Below are 16,180 nucleotides of genomic sequence, written 5' to 3'. Positions count from 1 at the left end.
GCCAGGAGGATATGCCTCCAGGGCTCACTTGCACGAGCGCTGCTCGGGCTTGCCCTTCGTGCACTGGGCCAGTGGAGCGAACCGCGCCTCGGCTTCCGCCACCGCGTCGTCCACCGGCTTGTCGCACTCCGAGGCGGCCAGCGTGCCCTGAATCTCGAAGAGGCGCAGCACTTCATGGCAACGCTGCTGGAAGTGCTTCACGCCTTCCTTGAACAGCGGCCGCATGACCTCCGGCGAGAAGCCGTAGCCGCTGGCCGTCTGGAGCTGCGAGTCCGGACGGAACATCCACGACGAACGCCAGCTGGAGGCCACCTGGTCGAAGCGGGCGGAGCCCAGCCACATGCTGGTGGCCGCCTTGAGGGCTCCGGGTTCGCGCGGGACGAAGCCGGGGCCCGTGCGGCGGCAGAAGGCGCTGACGCTGGCGGCGTCGGCCACGTTCGCCAGGCGCTCCACGCAGACGTTGTGCTCCGCGAAGCGCCGGCCCACGGCGGCCATCTCCCCCTGCTGCACCTCACCCACGCGCGGCTGGGCGACGAACAGGTCGATGGTGCGCATCAGCACGCTGACGGCGTTGTCCGGCGGGTTCTCCGGTGACGGCTCCACGCCGCCGGTGGAGATGACCAGCACGCGCTCGGCGCCGCGCTGAACGGCTTGGAGCAGCGGCAGGCCGGAGCGCACGCCGCCGTCGAAGAAGGAGCCCTTCATCCTCCCGGTGTGTGACGGCAGCCACGGCACCGGGTCCGCGAGCACGGGCTCCACGATGGAGGCGACGACGCCGTTGATGATGCCCTCCACGCGCTGCTGTTCGGTGGCGTTCGGGTCGAGGTTCGCCGGGTCCTGGTCGCTGATGCCGAAGACGTCACCGGTGTCGAAGTCCACGGAGACGGCCACCAGCTCCGTGCCGTTGGTGAGCTGCTCGGGGACCACCGCCGCGCGCAGCTTGCCGTAGATGCCGTCGAACTGGACCAGTCCGCGCAGGTCGGAGGCAATCTTCCAAATCCAGGTGTTGTTGACGCAGTACAGGTCCGACTCCACCGAGCAGGTGTAGTTGCTGACGAGCAGCTGGCGCGCGGCCTCTTCGTGGCCCGGCGTGTGGAACAGGTCCACCAGCGTGCTGATGAGCGCGCCGGTGCTGCTGCCCGCCGCCAGGTCGATGCGCGCGTCTCCACAACCCTCCGGCGCGGGCTTGCCGCGGCACTGCTCCAGCACGCCGAGCAGCCGCCAGATGGCCCCCGCGCTGAACGCGCCATTCGCGCCGCCGCCGCTCAGGACAACGGCGTTGGATGGGCGTCCCAGCGTGCGGTTCCACTTGCGGACGCTGACGTACTGCGCGGCGGATTCGGCGCCTTCGCGGATGCCGCGGGTGAGCACCTGGATGGGCACGCGGTCCCCCTGGGCATCACGCAGGGCCACCAGCGACGCGGCGATGCCCAGCGTGTTGGCCAGGAAGCGCGCGGCGTCCACTTCGCGCGGTGAGGGCGCGGCGGGGTCCACCGTGGTGGGCAGCGCCGGCAGGTCCCACTGCGGCGTCTCCATGACTGTCTCGAGGAAGCGCTCGTAGCACGCGCTGTTGCTGCCGCCCGCGCTCTGCTTCAGGCAGTCCAGTTGCTCGAGGATGGGCTGGGGCGCGTTGCCCATGGCGGACATCCAGCGCGCGGCTTCGACGGGGTCGGCGTAGGCGTCCATCAGGTGCGTGCGCGTGAGGCGCGCCGCGCGCTCCTGGATGGGCACGGGCAGCGGCGCGGCCTGCGGGTCCCCGGGGGTGTTCAGCGCGTCGAGGATGTAGCCTGTGCGCAGGAAGCAGCCGCTGGAGACGGTGGCCAGCGCGGTGAGGCACAGCAGGTACGTGGTGCTCCGGTTCATGGGCGTCCCCCCGAAAGGCGCGCGACGCCGCCGCGTGCCTGGGCCCGCCGCCGCGTCGGGGAGGATGTTAGCGCATGCGCGCGTGCGGGCGTGGCGCGGAGTGTGTGGAAGGCGACGGCCGTGAGCCCTCGGGGACGGCGCTCACGGCCGCGCCAGCCTTCCCCTACGGATACACCTCGCGGCGGGGCAGGGGGGGCTCCGTGGGGCGGGTGGGCGGCGTGGTGATGACGGCGCCTTCAGCGGCGATGCGCTGGCGGCGGCTCACGCCCACGGTGGCGCCGAGCATCGCGGAGATGAGGCCCAGCAGCAGTGACGCGAAGATGCCCCAGAAGACGCGGCTGGTGGGCTCCGCCGCTTGCAGCGCGCCCTGCTGGACCTGCTCACCCACCTGGCCGACCTTGCCCCGGAACACGGTGAACTGGTCGCTCACCCGGCCGGCGATCTCCTGCGCGTCCTGGCGCGACAGGCGCGTGTTGTCCGCGATGGACGTGACGAGCACCTCCTGGTCGAGGTTGCCGGTGCGCAGGGCGGTGCTGAGGACTTCAGACGTGGCGGCCTGGAGTTGGTTGGCGGTGATGGCCGGCTTGCCCTCCGCCTGGAGGCGCCGGTTGATGGGCCCCAGCGCGTCATTGGCATCCAACCCGAAGGCCTGCGCGGCCTGTCCACCTCCCGAGGCCGCGCCCGCCACCGCCGAGCCGGTGGCCCCCATCACCGCGCCGCCCGCGCGCAGCGCGGTGCCGACGACGGACGACAGCAGCATGCCCAGCAAGGCGGTGCCCACCAGCGTCGTCAGGCCCCACATCACCGCGCCGTGCAGCGCACCGCCGCCCTTGTCCAGCCGCCCCGCGGAGCGCGCGGCGACGAAGCCGCCGCAGAAGAGGGCGATGAGCGGCGTGATGGCGCTCCAGATGCCGGTGCCGATGCTCGCGGCCCGGACGCTGCCCGGGTTGTTGGGGTCTACCGCCGACAGCCCGAGCGCCAGTCCGAGCGAGTTCAGCAGAAGCCACAGGGCCAGGGCGACGAAGGCGCCTCCGAAGATGGCGCCCCAGCTCAGCTTGTAGGGGTTGCCCGCCACGGCGGGGATGACGCCGGGCGCTTGGTTCTCGACGATGGCTGCCATGGTGCTGCCCCTCCTGATGCCTGGGAGCGCCTCGAGCGGAAAGAAGGCGCTCGTGTTCACGGCAAACATGGCCATGGGGCAGCGGAGGCACGATTCCGCCGCGCCCGGATGGCTCGCCGTGGAGGAGGGCGGAGCCCGGGCTCACCCCAGGCCGAGTGCTTCCCGGAGCGCGGCCTCGCCCGCGACGACGGGCGCGCGCGGCAGTCTTTCGGCACGGAAGCCGTGCACCAGCTCGGCGAGCGTCAGGGGGCCGCCGTCTCCCCATCCGCTCCATGAGGCGAGCAGGCCCAGCACCCGCTCGGGCGCCACGCCACGCTCACGCAGCTCCGCGAGCGCGAAGGCACCCTCGCGCTTGGCGAGGCGCTTGCCGTCTTCGCCCAGCACCAGCGGGACGTGGAGGAACTCGGGCGCGCGCAAGTCCAGCGACGTGTAGAGCTGGAGCTGCCGGGGCGTGGAGGAGAGCAGGTCGTCCCCGCGCAGCACGTGGGTGATGTCCGTGGCCGCGTCGTCCACCACCACCGCGAGCTGGTAGCTGGCCACGCCGTCGTTGCGCCGCACGACGAAGTCGCCCACCACCGCGTCCACGTCTTGCGAGTACGGACCCTGCAAGCCGTCCACGAAGCGGACCTCGCCGGGGCTCGCGCGGAAGCGGTACGCGGGCGCGCGCGTGCGGGCGCGCTCGGAAATCTGTTCGCGGCTGAGGTGCGCACAGGTGCCCGGGTAGCGGGGGCCTTCGTCGGAGAGTCCGTGAGGCGCGCTGGCGGCCCGTGCAATCTCCGCGCGTGTGCAGAAGCAGGGATACACGCGCCCTGCTTGTTCCAACCGGGCCTGGGCGTCGCGGTAGAGGCCGTCCCGCTGGCTCTGGAAGACGGGCTGCTCGTCCCAGTCCAGCCCCAGCCATTCCATGTCGCGCAGCAGGTCGTCGACGTACTGCGGCTTGCAGCGCGCGCGGTCCAGGTCCTCGATGCGCAGCAGGAAGCGGCCGTGGGCCGCCCTCGCCTGGAGCCAGCCGAGCAGCGCGCTGCGGATGTTTCCCAGGTGCATGCGCCCGGTGGGGCTGGGGGCGAAGCGTCCTCGGACCTGGCTCATGGGCGCCCCCGAGGTCCGTGGGGCAGGAGGGCGTGCGGGCACGCGGAGCGAATCATCGTCGCGGGGGACCATAACCGACGCGGGGGCCCGCCGCAGTGCCCGTGGCCTGCTTCGTCGACGCCCCCGGGGGTGGGTGCTACGTTCGCCGTGATTGGCGGAAAACCCCTCGATGCGCATCGCCCACTGCTCCGACGTCCACATCACCGAGGACTACTTCGCGCTTCCGCTGCACCGGTTGGGCTGGCGACGTTGGGTGGCCCTGGCGGAGCTCACCGTGGGAGGCCGCGCCCGGCGGTACGCGCGCGCGCCCCAGGCGCTGGCCGCCATTGCCCGGGACGCGCAGGCCGCGCAGGTGGACCACTTCATCCTCTCCGGCGACCTGACGGCGTACGCGCTGGACGCTGAGTTCAGCGGCGCCCGTCAGTCCCTGGGCGCGCTGGCGGAGGACCCCCGCCGCTGCACCGTCATCCCCGGCAATCACGACGTCTTCACGCCCGGGAGCCACCGCACCGGGCGCTTCGCGAAGTACTTCGGCCACCTGCTGGAGAGCGACCTGCCGGAGTACCGCCGTGAGGGCGCCTTTCCCTTCGTCCGGCTGCTGGGCACCGAGGCCGCGGTGGTGGGACTGCTGTCCGCCCGTGTGCCGCGCACGCCGGGCCTGTCCTACGGCGTCATCGGCGAGGCCCAGCTCGGAGGCCTGGCCGCGCTGCTGAAGGACGCCCGGTTGGAGGGTCGCGCCATCCTGGTGGTGGTGCACCACGCGCCGCTCAATCCCCATGGGCGACCGGACCGCTGGCACCATGGCCTCCGGGACGCGGACGCCTTGCTGAAGCTGCTGCCGGGCCCGCGCTACGCGGTGCTGCACGGCCACATCCACCGGCGCTACCACCATCCCGCCACCGCCGACCGGCCCCATGTCTTTGGCGCGGGCTCCTCCACCGAATCCGGACACGAGGGGTACTGGCTCATCGACGTGGCGGACGGACAGGTGTCCGGCGGCCAGCAACAGATGCCCGCCCTGTGACAGCACCGCCCGGGCGGCGATAGAAGGGCAGCCGATGACCGACATCACCCTGGAGGAGTACAAGGCGCTGCGCACCCTCCAGCGCGCGGTGGATGACGCCTTGGAGGAGAGCCTGCGCGGGCGTGAGACGCTGACGCAGACCTTCAAGCGCTGCTTCCCGTTGGTGCTCTCGCTCACCGGCGCCAAGGCCGTGGCCATCACCACGCGCGACGAGGAGCTGGTGGAGCAGACGTGGAACGCGGGGGACTGGAGCGACCGTCACCCCGGCGCGCTGTTGGAAGGTGCCGTGGGCGTGCGCCGGTTGGGGGTGGACACCCTGGTCAGCCAGCCCCTGGACGTGGCGGGAACGCGCGTGGGCGTGTTCGGCCTGCTCTTCGCGGACGACGCCACCGCGCCGGACTCCTCCGCGCGCCTGCTGCGCGTGCTGGACACCGTGGCGGAGCAGCTCGACACGGTGTTGTGCCTGGTGCACACCGCGTCGGAGAAGCACCAGCTCATCCTCCAGTGCAACAGCCATCTGGCCAACCCCGTCTTCGAAGCGGGCATGGACCTGACCGTGTTGACGCTGGCGCAGCGCGTGCGCCTGCCAGGCTTCCTGCTGCTGTACCGGGACGCGGTGCAGCCGCACGTGCTGCACTACCGCACCTATCGCAACGGGCACTTGGAGTTCGAAAGCGGCGAGCAGCCCCATGCGGGGTTGGAGGCGGCCATCCGCCAGCACGGCCCCCGGCTGCTCCTGAGCGAGGCGGCCACGCTGCGGCGGCTCTTCTCCGGCCGCACCACCGAGGCCGTGCTCATCTCCGGCGCCGCCGCGCAGGGCCCGCTGGGGAAGATTGTCGTGTGGAACGACAGCGGCTTCTCCGCCTACGCCATGGACCTCATCCGGGTGCTGGCGTCCACGCTGAGTCAGCGGCTCCAGGACTACAACCGCGAGCGCATCCACCTGTCGCAGTTCTTCCCCAACGCCATCATCGACGCGTTGTTGCACGACCCTGCCTACGCCCAGTACCTGCGAGCGCAGGACCAGGAGGTGGGCATCCTCTTCGCGGACATCAACGGCTTCACCCGCATCTGCGAGCAGGGCTTCGACAGCCCGCGCAACATCGGCCGCTTCGTGGACGAGTGGAGCCAGCGCGCCGTGGGCTGCATCTGGGAGCACGGCGGCGTGTTCGACAAGATGGTCGGTGACTGTGTCATCGGCCTCTTCGGGCCGCCCTTCTTCAAGAGCACGCCACGCGAGCGCGCGCAGGCGGCGGTGCGGGCCGCGTGTGACATCCAGGCCTTCACCGCGTCGCTGGGCGCGCACGAGGACGTGGCGGCGCTGTGTGAGCGCGTGAAGCTGCCGGGCCTGGGGGTGGCGGTGGGCGTCAACCTGGCGCACGCCAACTGCGGCCTCTTCGGACCCAACCGTCAGTACACGGCCTTCTCCAGCGGCATGAACCAGGCGGCCCGCCTCCAGTCACTGGCGGGTTTCCGGGAGACGCTGGTGATGGACCGCGTGCATGACGCGCTGGTGGGCTCGGATGAGCCCTTCTTCCAGGGCCTGCGCTTCGGGCCCCTGACGGAGACGCCCGTGAAGAACGTGGCGCAGCCGCTGCGCCACTACCGGCTGGAGCCGCTCACGCCTTGAGGTGAGGGCCCGCGTAGCGCCGCGAGAAGTGAATCCACCGGCGCTCGTCCACCTCCACCTGCCATTCGGAGTTGGGCGTCAGTGGCAGCCGCTGCTTGAGGAAGCTCTCCAGATGGTCCGCCGCCTTCACTGGCGTGAGGCCCGGTGCACGGAAGGCGATGTGCAGGAAAACGTCCAGCGTGGCCGCCACGTCCACGGACGCGCAGATGCGCAGCGACCCCACGCGGCGCTGATAGAGCGTGTTCTGCCCGGGCCATGCTGCCGGGTCCATGCCTGTTCGTGGCAGTGACAGCCAGTTGTACGGCTCGAGAACGAAGTCGAGCAGCTCACTGCTCGCCTCATCCACCGTTGCGTGCTCCTGGATGGAAAGCATCGCCCACCTCCCCGGGGAAGCCGATGGAAAGAATGTGCCCATGGCCGTGTCTCGTGCAAGGGGCACCACCCGCAATCGACATGGGCGTCCGCCACCGACACGGCGCACCGCTCGGGGTGTAACTCAGGACCCTGACGGATGGGTCTTCGCGTCATGGCGCGTGCGCTTCGCGCGAAGGGCCCGCAGTGTGGCGGGCATGCGAGCGTGAGCTCTCCTCGCGCGGCGCTCGGGCGCTTCGACGTTCGAGACAGTGCGCTCGTACCCGGGGCCTGGGCGGACAGCAGGCTTGGGGCCTTCAGGAATGCGTCAGGCGCTGGTGGGAAGTGAACGGCGTGAACGTCGTTCCACGGTGGCCTTGAGCTGGCCACAGCCCGCGTCGATGTCGATGCCCCGGCGCTGACGCACCGTGCTGGGCACGTCATAGGTGGCGAGCACGTCCTGGAAGGCGCGCACGGACTCCGGACGGCTGGGGCCGCCGTCGTAACCCACCGTGGGATTGAGGGGGATGACGTTGACGTGCGCGTCCATGCCGCGCAGGAGCTGACCCAGCGTGTGCGCGTGCTCGGCGGTGTCGTTGCGGCCGGAGATGAGCGTCCACTCGAAGAAGATGCGGCGCTTGCGCTTCTCGCTGTAGTAGCGGCACGCGTCCATCAGCTCGTCGAGGGGCCAGCGGCGTCCAGCGGGGACCAGCGCCGCGCGTTCAGCGTCGGTGGCGCCATGGAGGCTGACGGCCAGGTGGATGGGGCGCTCTTCATCCGCGAGCCGCCGGATGCCGGGCACGACGCCCACCGTGCTGAGCGTGATGAAGCGTGGGCCCATGGCGAGCCCCAGCGCATCCACCAGCACGTCCACCGCGGACATCGTGTGCTCGTAGTTGTGGAGCGGCTCGCCCATGCCCATGAGGACGACGTTGCGCAGCGTCTCACCGGAGGCGCGCAGGATGCGGTTGACGTGGAGTATCTGCCCCACGATTTCGCCGGGCGTCAGGTGGCGTGAGAGCCCCATCTGCCCGGTGGCGCAGAAGACGCAACCCATGGCGCAGCCGGCCTGCGTGCTGATGCACACCGTGGCGCGGCCCTTGAACCGCATCAGCACGGTTTCAATGGTCTGCCCGTCGTCCAGGCGCAGCAGCAGCTTGTGCGTGAAGCCGTCGCTGCTGAAGGACTCGTGGTGGGTGGCCAGCTGGCCCAGGCGCGTGTGCTCGCGCAGCATGCGCAGCAGCTCCGGCTTGAGGCCGTCCAGTTCGTCGAAAGTGGTCGCGTGCCGGCGGTACAGCGCGGTCCAGAGCTGGTCGCGGTGGTAGGGGCCGAAGCCCCAACCGGAGAGCAGCGCTCCCAGCGCGGGCCGCGTCAAATCGTACAGGTTGGCGGACGTGTCGGACGGCATGACCAGGCCCCGAGATAACACACCGGGCGCGGGCGTACCTACCCGTGCCCGTTGCCATTCGTGGACATTGACCCTGCCCTGCGGGGCGGCCTGGCAGGTGCCGGGTGGCCGGGCAGGCGGCCATGCCTACCTTGAGCCTTCATGGGGATGGCCATCCATCAGGAGGAATTCCGTCCGGAGGACCACGAGCGTTTCTCCCGGCGGCTGGCGGAGAGCCTGGAGGCGCTGCGGGCACTCCTGGCGCGTCCGGGGTTCGGCGTGGGCGCGCCGACCGTGGGCGCGGAGCTGGAGCTGTACCTCGTGGATCGCCTGGGCTTCCCACTGCCGGTGAACCGAGCGGTGCTGGCGCGCGCGGAAGACCCCCGCGTGACGCTGGAGCTGGATGCCTTCAACCTGGAGGTGAACCTGCGTCCGTGCCTGCTGGCCGGCAGGCCCTTTCGTGCGCTGCGCCAGGAAGTGGAGAGCGCGGTGGCCGCGGTGCGCCGGGCCGCGTCCACGCTGGGCGCGCGCGTGGCCGTCATCGGCATCCTCCCCACCTTGCGCGAGGCGGATCTGGGGAGTGGCGCGCTCACGAGCGAGCCGCGCTATCGCGCCATGTCCACCGCCATCCGTCATCGCCGGTCCGCGCCGTTCCATGTGTCGATTCGGGGGGAGGAGGAGGCGCTGTCGCTCACCTGGAAGGACGTGACGCTGGAGGGCGCGAACACGTCGCTCCAGTACCACCTGCGCGTGGCGCCGGGCGACTTCGCGCGCATGTACAACGCGGCGCAGCTCGCCACGGCGCCGGTGCTGGCGGCGGCGGGCAACTCGCCGCTCTTCCTGGGACGGAAGCTGTGGGACGAGACGCGCGTGGCCCTGTTCCGGCAAGCGGTGGACGACCGGGGCGAGCCCGGAGAAGGCGGCTTTCAGCCCCACGCGCGCGTGTCGTTCGGCCATGGCTGGGTGCGCGAGGGCGCCTACGAGTTGTTCGCCGAAGCGGTGGCGCTGCATCCACCGCTGTTGCCGGTGTCGGGCGACGAGCCCCTCCGCGAGCGCGTGGCGGCGGGCGAGGTGCCGGGCCTGGAGGAGCTGCGCCTGCACCAGAGCACGGTGTGGAGCTGGAACCGCGCCATCTACGACCCGAAGGACGGAGGCCACCTGCGCATCGAGTTCCGCGCCCTGCCCGCCGGGCCCACGGTGGTGGACATGATGGCCAACGGCGCCTTCCTGCTGGGCCTCACGCTGGCGCTGGCCGAGCGCGTGGATGCGCTGCTGCCCGCGCTGCCCTTCGTCCACGCGTACGGCAACTTCATCCGCGCCGCGCGGCAGGGCCTGGACGCGGAGCTGCTGTGGCCCTCCTCCACGGCGCCCAGTCCGCAGCCGATGGCGGCGACGGAATTGGTGAAGCGGCTGCTCCCCGAAGCCCGGGAGGGCCTGGTTCGCGCGGGCGTGGACGTGGAGGAGGCGGACACGCTGCTGGGCATCCTCGAACAGCGCGTCGCGCTGCGGCGGACGGGCGCGGGATGGCAGCGGCAGATGCTGGCGCGGCTGGAGTCGCAAATGCCCCGGCAGGACGCCCTGGCGGCGATGCTGGAGCGCTACCTCCAGCGCTCCGAATCCGGAGCGCCTGTCCATACATGGCCGGTCGAGTAGCCTGTCGCCCGGGGTGTGCGGTAAAGCGCTGCGCGCCGTGAATATCCCGCCGCCTCGTCCGTCACCGGACGCACGCGACTCGCGCTTTCGTGACCATGGCCCGGCTCCTCCTCGTCTCCTTGTTGGTCCTGTGTGCCTGTACCACCCTGCGCGGCCGCGCGGACTCCTTGGCCCAAAAGGGCATGTTCGTGGAGGCCGCGGCCATCTACGACGACCTCATCCGGCAGAGCCCCTATGACCAGGAGCTCCTCCTGGCGCGCGAGGGCCTGCGCGCGCGCGCGCTGGCGCAGTTGCTGAGCAACGCGCGGGAGGCGCGCCTGGAAGGGGATGACGAAGAAGCGGAGGCGTGGCTCCTGCGCTTCCTGAACCACCGGACGGCATGGAACTCGAAGCTGAATGGCGGCTTGGAGAGCTCCCTGCGCGAGGAGGTGGATGGCACACGCCGTCATCTCCAGCGGCTCGTCGGCAACCCCGCGCGCCAGGGACACGCGCTCACGGCGGAGCAGACATTGCGGCGCAAGCAGCCGCTGCTGGCGCACCGCGAGCTGGCCCTCATCTCTCGCGACATGGAGTGGCTGGTGCTCCAGAGTGGCAAGACGTCCTGCCAGCGGCTGCGGGACACCAGCACGGATGACAGCCCGCACTGGCGCGAGCTGGTGTTCCGCTATTGCGGCCACTGGCGGGAGTACGCGCCGCGCCCCGCGACGGCGCCCGAGCTGTTCGGCCCGCCTTCCTGGACGGGCACCGTGGAGGGCCTGGACGAGGCACAACAGGCGCAGTTGGAGGCCCGGCTCACCCAGGCTTTCGAGTCCTCGCCCTGGTTCGCGCCGGGAGGCTCGGCGCGGCCGGTGTTCAGCCTGGAGGGACGCTTCGTCACCCAGCGCGACAGCCACCCCGTGGAGCTGACCGCGCCGTGGACGGAGAGCGTGCCGTACACGGACCACGAGGACCGCACGGAGACCATCGAGGAGCCCTATGAGGCGGAGGAGGAGTACACCGACTCGAAGGGCAAGACGAAGACGCGCAAGGTGACGAAGTACACCAAGCACACGCACACCTACTCCGTGCCCGTCACGCGGTACCGCGACGTCCCCAGGACCTTCGAGTACCACGCGCTGCGACTGTCGCAGGCGCACCACGTCACGGTGGCTTCGTCCGTGGTGTTGGACGCCCGGCGCGGGCCCTTCACCGTGACGTTACAGGACCAGCTCTCCGAGTCCGGCCACGAGCACGACGTCACCTTCACGGAAGGCAACGTGCGGCCCCAGCGGCCGAACTTCACCCTGGCAGAGGTCTGGCTCGAGGCGAAGGTGGAGGCCCTGCGCGTGGCCTTCTCCCGGCAGCTCGCCGAGCACTGGCGTGAGTCCTACTGTTCCACGCCTTCGCTCACCTTGGACGAAGCCGCGCGGTGCGCGCGCGCTGGCATCGCCGTCCCCATTCAGGCGTCCCGGGTCCTCTCAGACATCCTTGGCGCGGACGCGACCCAGGTTCCCGCACTTTTCGCGTCACCGTGACGCGGTGTGGGGCGGTGTCGCGTCCAGTCGGCGGGTAGCATTTATGACGGTCCGGGTTGTTATGGTGTTCTGACCTGGAATACCCGTGAGCGCGGACTGTAAAACCTGTCAACCCCGCGCTGGTAGGTGGATTCCACCCAGAGGACCGTATGCATCCGACTGACGTCCGCTGCCGTAGTCCCCGTAGGAACCTTGCGATGTGGATGGCTTCTTCGCTGCTGCTCGCCGCGTGCGGTGGGGCGGAGGCGGAGGCGCTCGCGGACGCCGAGTCCCCTGGCGTGGCGTCCCAGTCGTTGGTGGAGCCGTCGGCCGAGTCCGCCGACCGGCGCATCATCGTGTATCAGACGACCTCGCTTCAGCTCATTCGCATGGACCACCAGGGCGATTCGCACCTGGTGGCGGAGCGCACCGGCGCGCCCGAGGTGTCCCTGGATGGCAGCCGCGTGGCGTATGCGAAGCTGCCGGATGGATACCGCGAGGGCGACGTGGTGCGGAGCTCGGAGCTGTACGTGCTCAACGCGAACTCGGGCAAGTCGGTCCGGGTGACGCAAGGCTTCGATGACAGCGAGCCCGTGTGGACGCCGGATGGGCGCAACGTGCTGTTCCAGTCCACGCGGCGCTCGGGCGTGCCCTCGCTGTGGCTCGTGAAGGAGAACGGCAAGGGCCTGAAGCAGCTGACGAACGTGGGCACCTCGCAGCTCAGCTCGGCCTCCATCCCCAACCCCGCGCTGGGCAGCACTGTGGAGTGGGATGCGGACCGGCGCATCATCGTCTACACGACGACCAGCCTGCGGCCGGGCGAGGACGGCGAGGTGCGTGTCATCACCTTCGACAGGAACTACGACGTCGCCACGGCCTACAGCCTGGGCACGGGCTTCGGGCCGGTCTGGACGGAGCGCGGCACCGTCGTCTTCTCGCGCAACGAGGGTGGCCAGGTCGTCAGCGTCGAAGTGCGCGTGAAGTAGGTCGTCACCCGCAGTCGGGCCCGCGCGGATGCACCGGAGCGCGGGCCTTTGTCTTGCTTCAGCCCTCTTCCTCGGCGCCGCGACGCAGGCCCAACATGCGTCGCAGCTCGCGCGCGGACTGACGGCTCACCTCCACCGCGTGGCCTCGCAGCGTGCGCGCCAGGTAGCCACCTGTGTCCAGCGGCTCCAGTCGCGCCACGTGCGTGAGGTTGAGCAGCGCGCGGCGGTGGACGCGGTGGAAGTGCTCGGACGGCAGCTTCTCCACCAGCTCGTTGAGGGTGAAGTCGGTGAGGAAGTCTCCCTGCGTGGTGAACACGGTGACCAGCTCGTCCTCCAGCGACGCGTGGGAGATGGCTTCTGGATCCACCAGGACGATGCCCTGCCGCGTGGGAATGGGCAGGCGGCCCAGGCCGCGGACGGGCGTGCCAGGTGCCTTCGGTGGGGTGCTGACCGTGCCCGTGGAGGCTGCGGCCGGACCGCGTGCGCGTGCCCGCTCCAGGGCCTTCTGGAGGCGTGCGGGCTCCACGGGCTTGAGCACGTAGTCCACCGCGCCATGTTCAAAGGCCTGCACGGCGTGCTCGGCGTGGGCGGTGCAGAGGATGACGCGCGGGCCGCCTTCCGGCAGCAGGGCCAGGGCATCCAGGCCGCTGAGGCCGGGCATGTGGATGTCCAGCAGCACCACGTCCACGCCGCCCGCGCGCACGGCGGACAGGACGCCATCCGCGTCCGAGGCCTCGCCGCAGACCTCCGTGTCCGGGAGCGCCGCGAGCAGCCGCGTCAGGCGCTTTCGGGCGAGCAGTTCGTCATCGGCGATGAGGACGCGAAGTGGGGCGCTCAGGTGAGGACTCCAGGTTGGGGGCCCGCGCGGGGCAGGGTGACGGTGACGCGGGTGCGTACTTCGCCGCCGTCGAGCACGAGGCGCGCGGCGCCGCCGTAGGCCAAGGCGAGGCGGCGCTCCACGGTGGGCAGGCCCGCGCTGCCCTCACGAGGCCCTCGGGAGGGGCCCGGGTTCTCGATGGCGACCTCCACCTCGTGTCCCCGCGCGGTGACGTCCAGGGACAGGGGGCCGCGGTGGCCGGCGGCAGGGCCATGCTTCACCGCGTTCTCCGCCAGGGGGAGCAGCACGAGCGGCGGGACGGGAATCTCCTCCATGCCGGCGGGGACGTTCAGCGTGAGCTGGAAGAGGTCCGGGTCGCGGAGCAGGTGCAGGTCGAAGAGCGTGCGGATGAGCTCCAACTCCTGGGCCAGGGGCCAGGTGGCGCTGCGCACGCCCGCGAGCACGGAGCGGAGCATGGTGGACAGCCGCAGCACGGCGGTCTCCGCGACGGCGCCGTCCTCACGGCACCACTCCGCGATGGCGTTGAGCGTGTTGAAGAGGAAGTGCGGGTCCAGGTGGCTGCGCAGCGCGAGGAGCTGGGCCTGCTCGGCCTCCAGCGCGAAGCGGGCGGCGCGGGCGCGCTCGCGGGTGAGGCTCTCCTCGAAGCCGATGTCACGGCCCAGGCCCCAGCCCCCCACGAGGAAGAGCGCGCCGCACACCGCGAGGTTGGTGGGCTGCGTGAGGAAGGTGGGCCCCATGCCCAGGAGCTTCGGCAGCACGAAGCCGGAGGTGAGCACCACGCCGCTGCCCACGGTGGCGTAGAGCAGGAGCCGGATGCCGCCATGGCTGAGGTCCAGGCCTTCCGGGAAGAGGACGCGGTAGGAGACAGGCGCCACCGCGATGAAGAGCAGGCACATCAGGAGGCCCAGCCCGAACGCGGCCCAGAGGGGCGCGTGGCTGAAGCGCACCTGCGCGGTAATCAGCGCGACGGAGACGACGAGGATGGGCAGCAGCCGTCGGGGCTCCACGAGGGCCCGCAGGGTGGCGCGGACGATGGAGCCTTCCGATGTTCCCAGCATGCGCCAGCGGGAGCCTACACCGCCGGCCGCGTCACTGCGCCGGGCGCTCCTCCAGCTCCGTCTCGAAGGCGTCCAGCAACATGCTGCCGGCGAGGACGACGGGGAAGAGGACGATGGCGGCGACGACGAGGACGGGGGAGGGGAGGGCGAACATGGCGGGGGGCTCCTGACTCCGACAAGCATGCACTGCCAGTCTGACGCGTCTTCCTGGTCTACGCTGACGCCTCCGGCCCGAGCGGTCGCTCCCTGACAACGAGCGGTCGCAGTCGCTATTTCCGAACGCTTTCCTCGTCCGCGAGGGCAGTCGCGAGCCGCGCCGCGTTACGGATGCAGTCGTTGAGGCCAATGCCTTTGTAGGCGTTGCCCGCCAGGTGCAGCCCGGGCCAGCGCTGGAGCGCCGCGTCGATGCCCGCCATCCGCGCTAGGTGCCCCACGTTGTACTGGGGGATGCCCCGCGGCCAGCGGAAGACCTCCGTGAAGGTGGGCCGGGCCGTCACGCCCGTCAGGGCCTGCAGCTCCTCGAGCGCCAGCGCCGCGAGCGCTGCTTCGTCCCGCTTCACCAGGTCCGGCTGACGCGCGCCGCCCACCATGCAGGTGTAGAGCACGCGGCCGCCCTCGACACGGAAGGGGAAGGTGGTGGACGCGTGGATGGCGCCCAGGAGCCGCCGCTTCTCCTCGAAGGGCACCAGGAAGCCGAAGCCGTCCGGTGCCGGAAGCGCGCCCGCGTCGAAGCCCAGGTGCACCACCGCGATGGGCGCGTACTCGATTCGGGACACCTGCTCCGCCAGCGCGTCATCCAGGGGGCGCAGCAGCTGCGCGGCGACAAACGCGGGAACCGCCAGCACCACGTGGTTCGCGGTCAGCTCCGCGCGGCGTCCATGTTCCTCGACGGCGAGCTTCCATCCGCCATCCACGCGCGTCAGGCCTTCCACCCGCGCGCTCACGTGCGCTGTGTCACCCAGCGATGCGGCCAGCGCGTCGATGAGCACCTGGAGGCCGCCGTCGAACGTGCTCAGCGCGCCTGACAGCTTCGGCGCGTCCCCCGCGGGCAGCGCCTTGCGTTGGGCCTTCTGCGCGCGGATGGCGCCCAGGATGAGGCTGCGGTGCTCGCGCTCCAGCTTCACCAGCATCGGGAAGGTGGCCTCGACGCTGAGCTGCTCCACGTCACCGGCGTAGATGCCCGTCTGCACCGCGTCCAGCAGCACCCGCGTCGCCGCGCGGCCCAGGTGGCGGCGGCCGAACGCGGCCAGCGATTCGTCCGTGCCTTCCGGCGCGCGGCGAGAGAACAGCTCGCCGGCGACCCGCAGCCGCGCGCCCAGCGGAAGAATGTCCGAAGCCAGAAACGCCGGCGGCGAAGCCGGCACCGACCGAAGTCGGCCTCGCGTGTAGACATAGCGACGCTTCGCTGAAGGGTCGGCGACCCGGATTCGACCTTCCAGGTTCAGCGCCGCCGCGAGTTCTCGCGTCGCGGGCTCGCGGTCCAGGAAGCTGTTGGGGCCCTGCTCCACCAGGTAGCCAGCCCGCGCATGCGTGCCCACCGCGCCTCCAAGACGTGCGGATGTCTCCAGGAGCACGGCAGCCGTACCGCGCGACCGCAAACCGTGCGCGATGGCCAACCCCGAAATCCCACCTCCCACGACGGCGACATTCATCCGATGTGTCCTCTGCATGTGGTGCATGCGATTACC

At 70.9% G+C, this 16,180-nt stretch carries 14 protein-coding genes; 5 read left to right on the top strand and 9 right to left on the bottom strand.

Annotation, left to right across the window (positions count from 1 at the left end; translation table 11 throughout):
* Window positions 1–24 precede the first annotated feature (24 nt).
* From BLU09_RS01960 to gluQRS, 3 genes are all read right to left on the bottom strand, one after another.
* Window positions 25–1,863: a patatin-like phospholipase family protein gene (locus tag BLU09_RS01960; protein ID WP_090484768.1), complete on the bottom strand. Its 1,839-nt coding sequence runs from the start codon at window positions 1,861–1,863 to the stop codon at window positions 25–27.
* A gap of 163 nt (window positions 1,864–2,026) precedes the next feature.
* Window positions 2,027–2,983, bottom strand: a complete 957-nt coding sequence (locus BLU09_RS01955) for a hypothetical protein (protein ID WP_244171356.1) — start codon at window positions 2,981–2,983, stop codon at window positions 2,027–2,029.
* Between the two features lie 141 nt (window positions 2,984–3,124).
* Complete coding sequence (gene gluQRS / locus BLU09_RS01950; protein ID WP_090484764.1) at window positions 3,125–4,072, bottom strand: tRNA glutamyl-Q(34) synthetase GluQRS; 948 nt, start codon at window positions 4,070–4,072, stop codon at window positions 3,125–3,127.
* A gap of 169 nt (window positions 4,073–4,241) precedes the next feature.
* On the opposite strand from gluQRS, the gene BLU09_RS01945 reads away from it, so the two are divergent.
* Window positions 4,242–5,096 (top strand): metallophosphoesterase family protein, encoded by an 855-nt coding sequence (locus BLU09_RS01945; RefSeq protein WP_186817801.1) that lies wholly within the window; start codon window positions 4,242–4,244, stop codon window positions 5,094–5,096.
* A 34-nt stretch (window positions 5,097–5,130) separates the two neighbouring features.
* Window positions 5,131–6,726 (top strand): adenylate/guanylate cyclase domain-containing protein, encoded by a 1,596-nt coding sequence (locus BLU09_RS01940; RefSeq protein ID WP_090484760.1) that lies wholly within the window; start codon window positions 5,131–5,133, stop codon window positions 6,724–6,726.
* Here BLU09_RS01940 and BLU09_RS01935 read toward each other — a convergent pair.
* Both BLU09_RS01935 and rlmN read right to left on the bottom strand, forming a co-directional pair.
* Window positions 6,716–7,099, bottom strand: a complete 384-nt coding sequence (locus BLU09_RS01935) for a hypothetical protein (protein ID WP_020478233.1) — start codon at window positions 7,097–7,099, stop codon at window positions 6,716–6,718. The genes BLU09_RS01940 and BLU09_RS01935 overlap by 11 nt on opposite strands.
* 306 nt (window positions 7,100–7,405) lie before the next feature.
* Window positions 7,406–8,485, bottom strand: a complete 1,080-nt coding sequence (gene rlmN, locus BLU09_RS01930; protein WP_011551392.1) for a dual-specificity RNA methyltransferase RlmN — start codon at window positions 8,483–8,485, stop codon at window positions 7,406–7,408.
* A 141-nt stretch (window positions 8,486–8,626) separates the two neighbouring features.
* Here rlmN and BLU09_RS01925 point away from each other — a divergent pair, with 141 nt between their 5' ends.
* From BLU09_RS01925 to BLU09_RS01915, 3 genes are all read left to right on the top strand, one after another.
* Window positions 8,627–10,117, top strand: coding sequence for a glutamate-cysteine ligase family protein (locus BLU09_RS01925; protein WP_090484758.1), 1,491 nt, complete (start codon window positions 8,627–8,629; stop codon window positions 10,115–10,117).
* 95 nt (window positions 10,118–10,212) lie between these two features.
* Complete coding sequence (locus BLU09_RS01920) at window positions 10,213–11,631, top strand: hypothetical protein (RefSeq protein WP_244171355.1); 1,419 nt, start codon at window positions 10,213–10,215, stop codon at window positions 11,629–11,631.
* Window positions 11,632–11,834: 203 nt separating this feature from the next.
* Complete coding sequence (locus tag BLU09_RS01915; protein WP_244171354.1) at window positions 11,835–12,596, top strand: hypothetical protein; 762 nt, start codon at window positions 11,835–11,837, stop codon at window positions 12,594–12,596.
* Between the two features lie 58 nt (window positions 12,597–12,654).
* Here BLU09_RS01915 and BLU09_RS01910 read toward each other — a convergent pair whose 3' ends face one another.
* The 4 genes from BLU09_RS01910 to hemG all read right to left on the bottom strand — a co-directional run bounded on the left by BLU09_RS01910 (window position 12,655) and on the right by hemG (window position 16,171).
* Window positions 12,655–13,410 (bottom strand): LytR/AlgR family response regulator transcription factor, encoded by a 756-nt coding sequence (locus BLU09_RS01910; protein WP_261770707.1) that lies wholly within the window; start codon window positions 13,408–13,410, stop codon window positions 12,655–12,657.
* A 20-nt stretch (window positions 13,411–13,430) separates the two neighbouring features.
* Window positions 13,431–14,492, bottom strand: coding sequence for a sensor histidine kinase (locus BLU09_RS01905; RefSeq protein WP_090484751.1), 1,062 nt, complete (start codon window positions 14,490–14,492; stop codon window positions 13,431–13,433).
* A gap of 31 nt (window positions 14,493–14,523) precedes the next feature.
* On the bottom strand, window positions 14,524–14,646 hold the full coding sequence (locus BLU09_RS39770) for a hypothetical protein (protein WP_020478232.1): 123 nt from the start codon (window positions 14,644–14,646) through the stop codon (window positions 14,524–14,526).
* A gap of 115 nt (window positions 14,647–14,761) precedes the next feature.
* Window positions 14,762–16,171, bottom strand: coding sequence for a protoporphyrinogen oxidase (gene hemG / locus BLU09_RS01900; RefSeq protein WP_090484749.1), 1,410 nt, complete (start codon window positions 16,169–16,171; stop codon window positions 14,762–14,764).
* Between the last annotated feature and the right edge of the window lie 9 nt (window positions 16,172–16,180).

This window comes from Myxococcus virescens (assembly GCF_900101905.1).
GTDB classification, from domain to species: domain Bacteria; phylum Myxococcota; class Myxococcia; order Myxococcales; family Myxococcaceae; genus Myxococcus; species Myxococcus virescens.
This window is presented reverse-complemented; position numbering and strand designations above follow the sequence as displayed.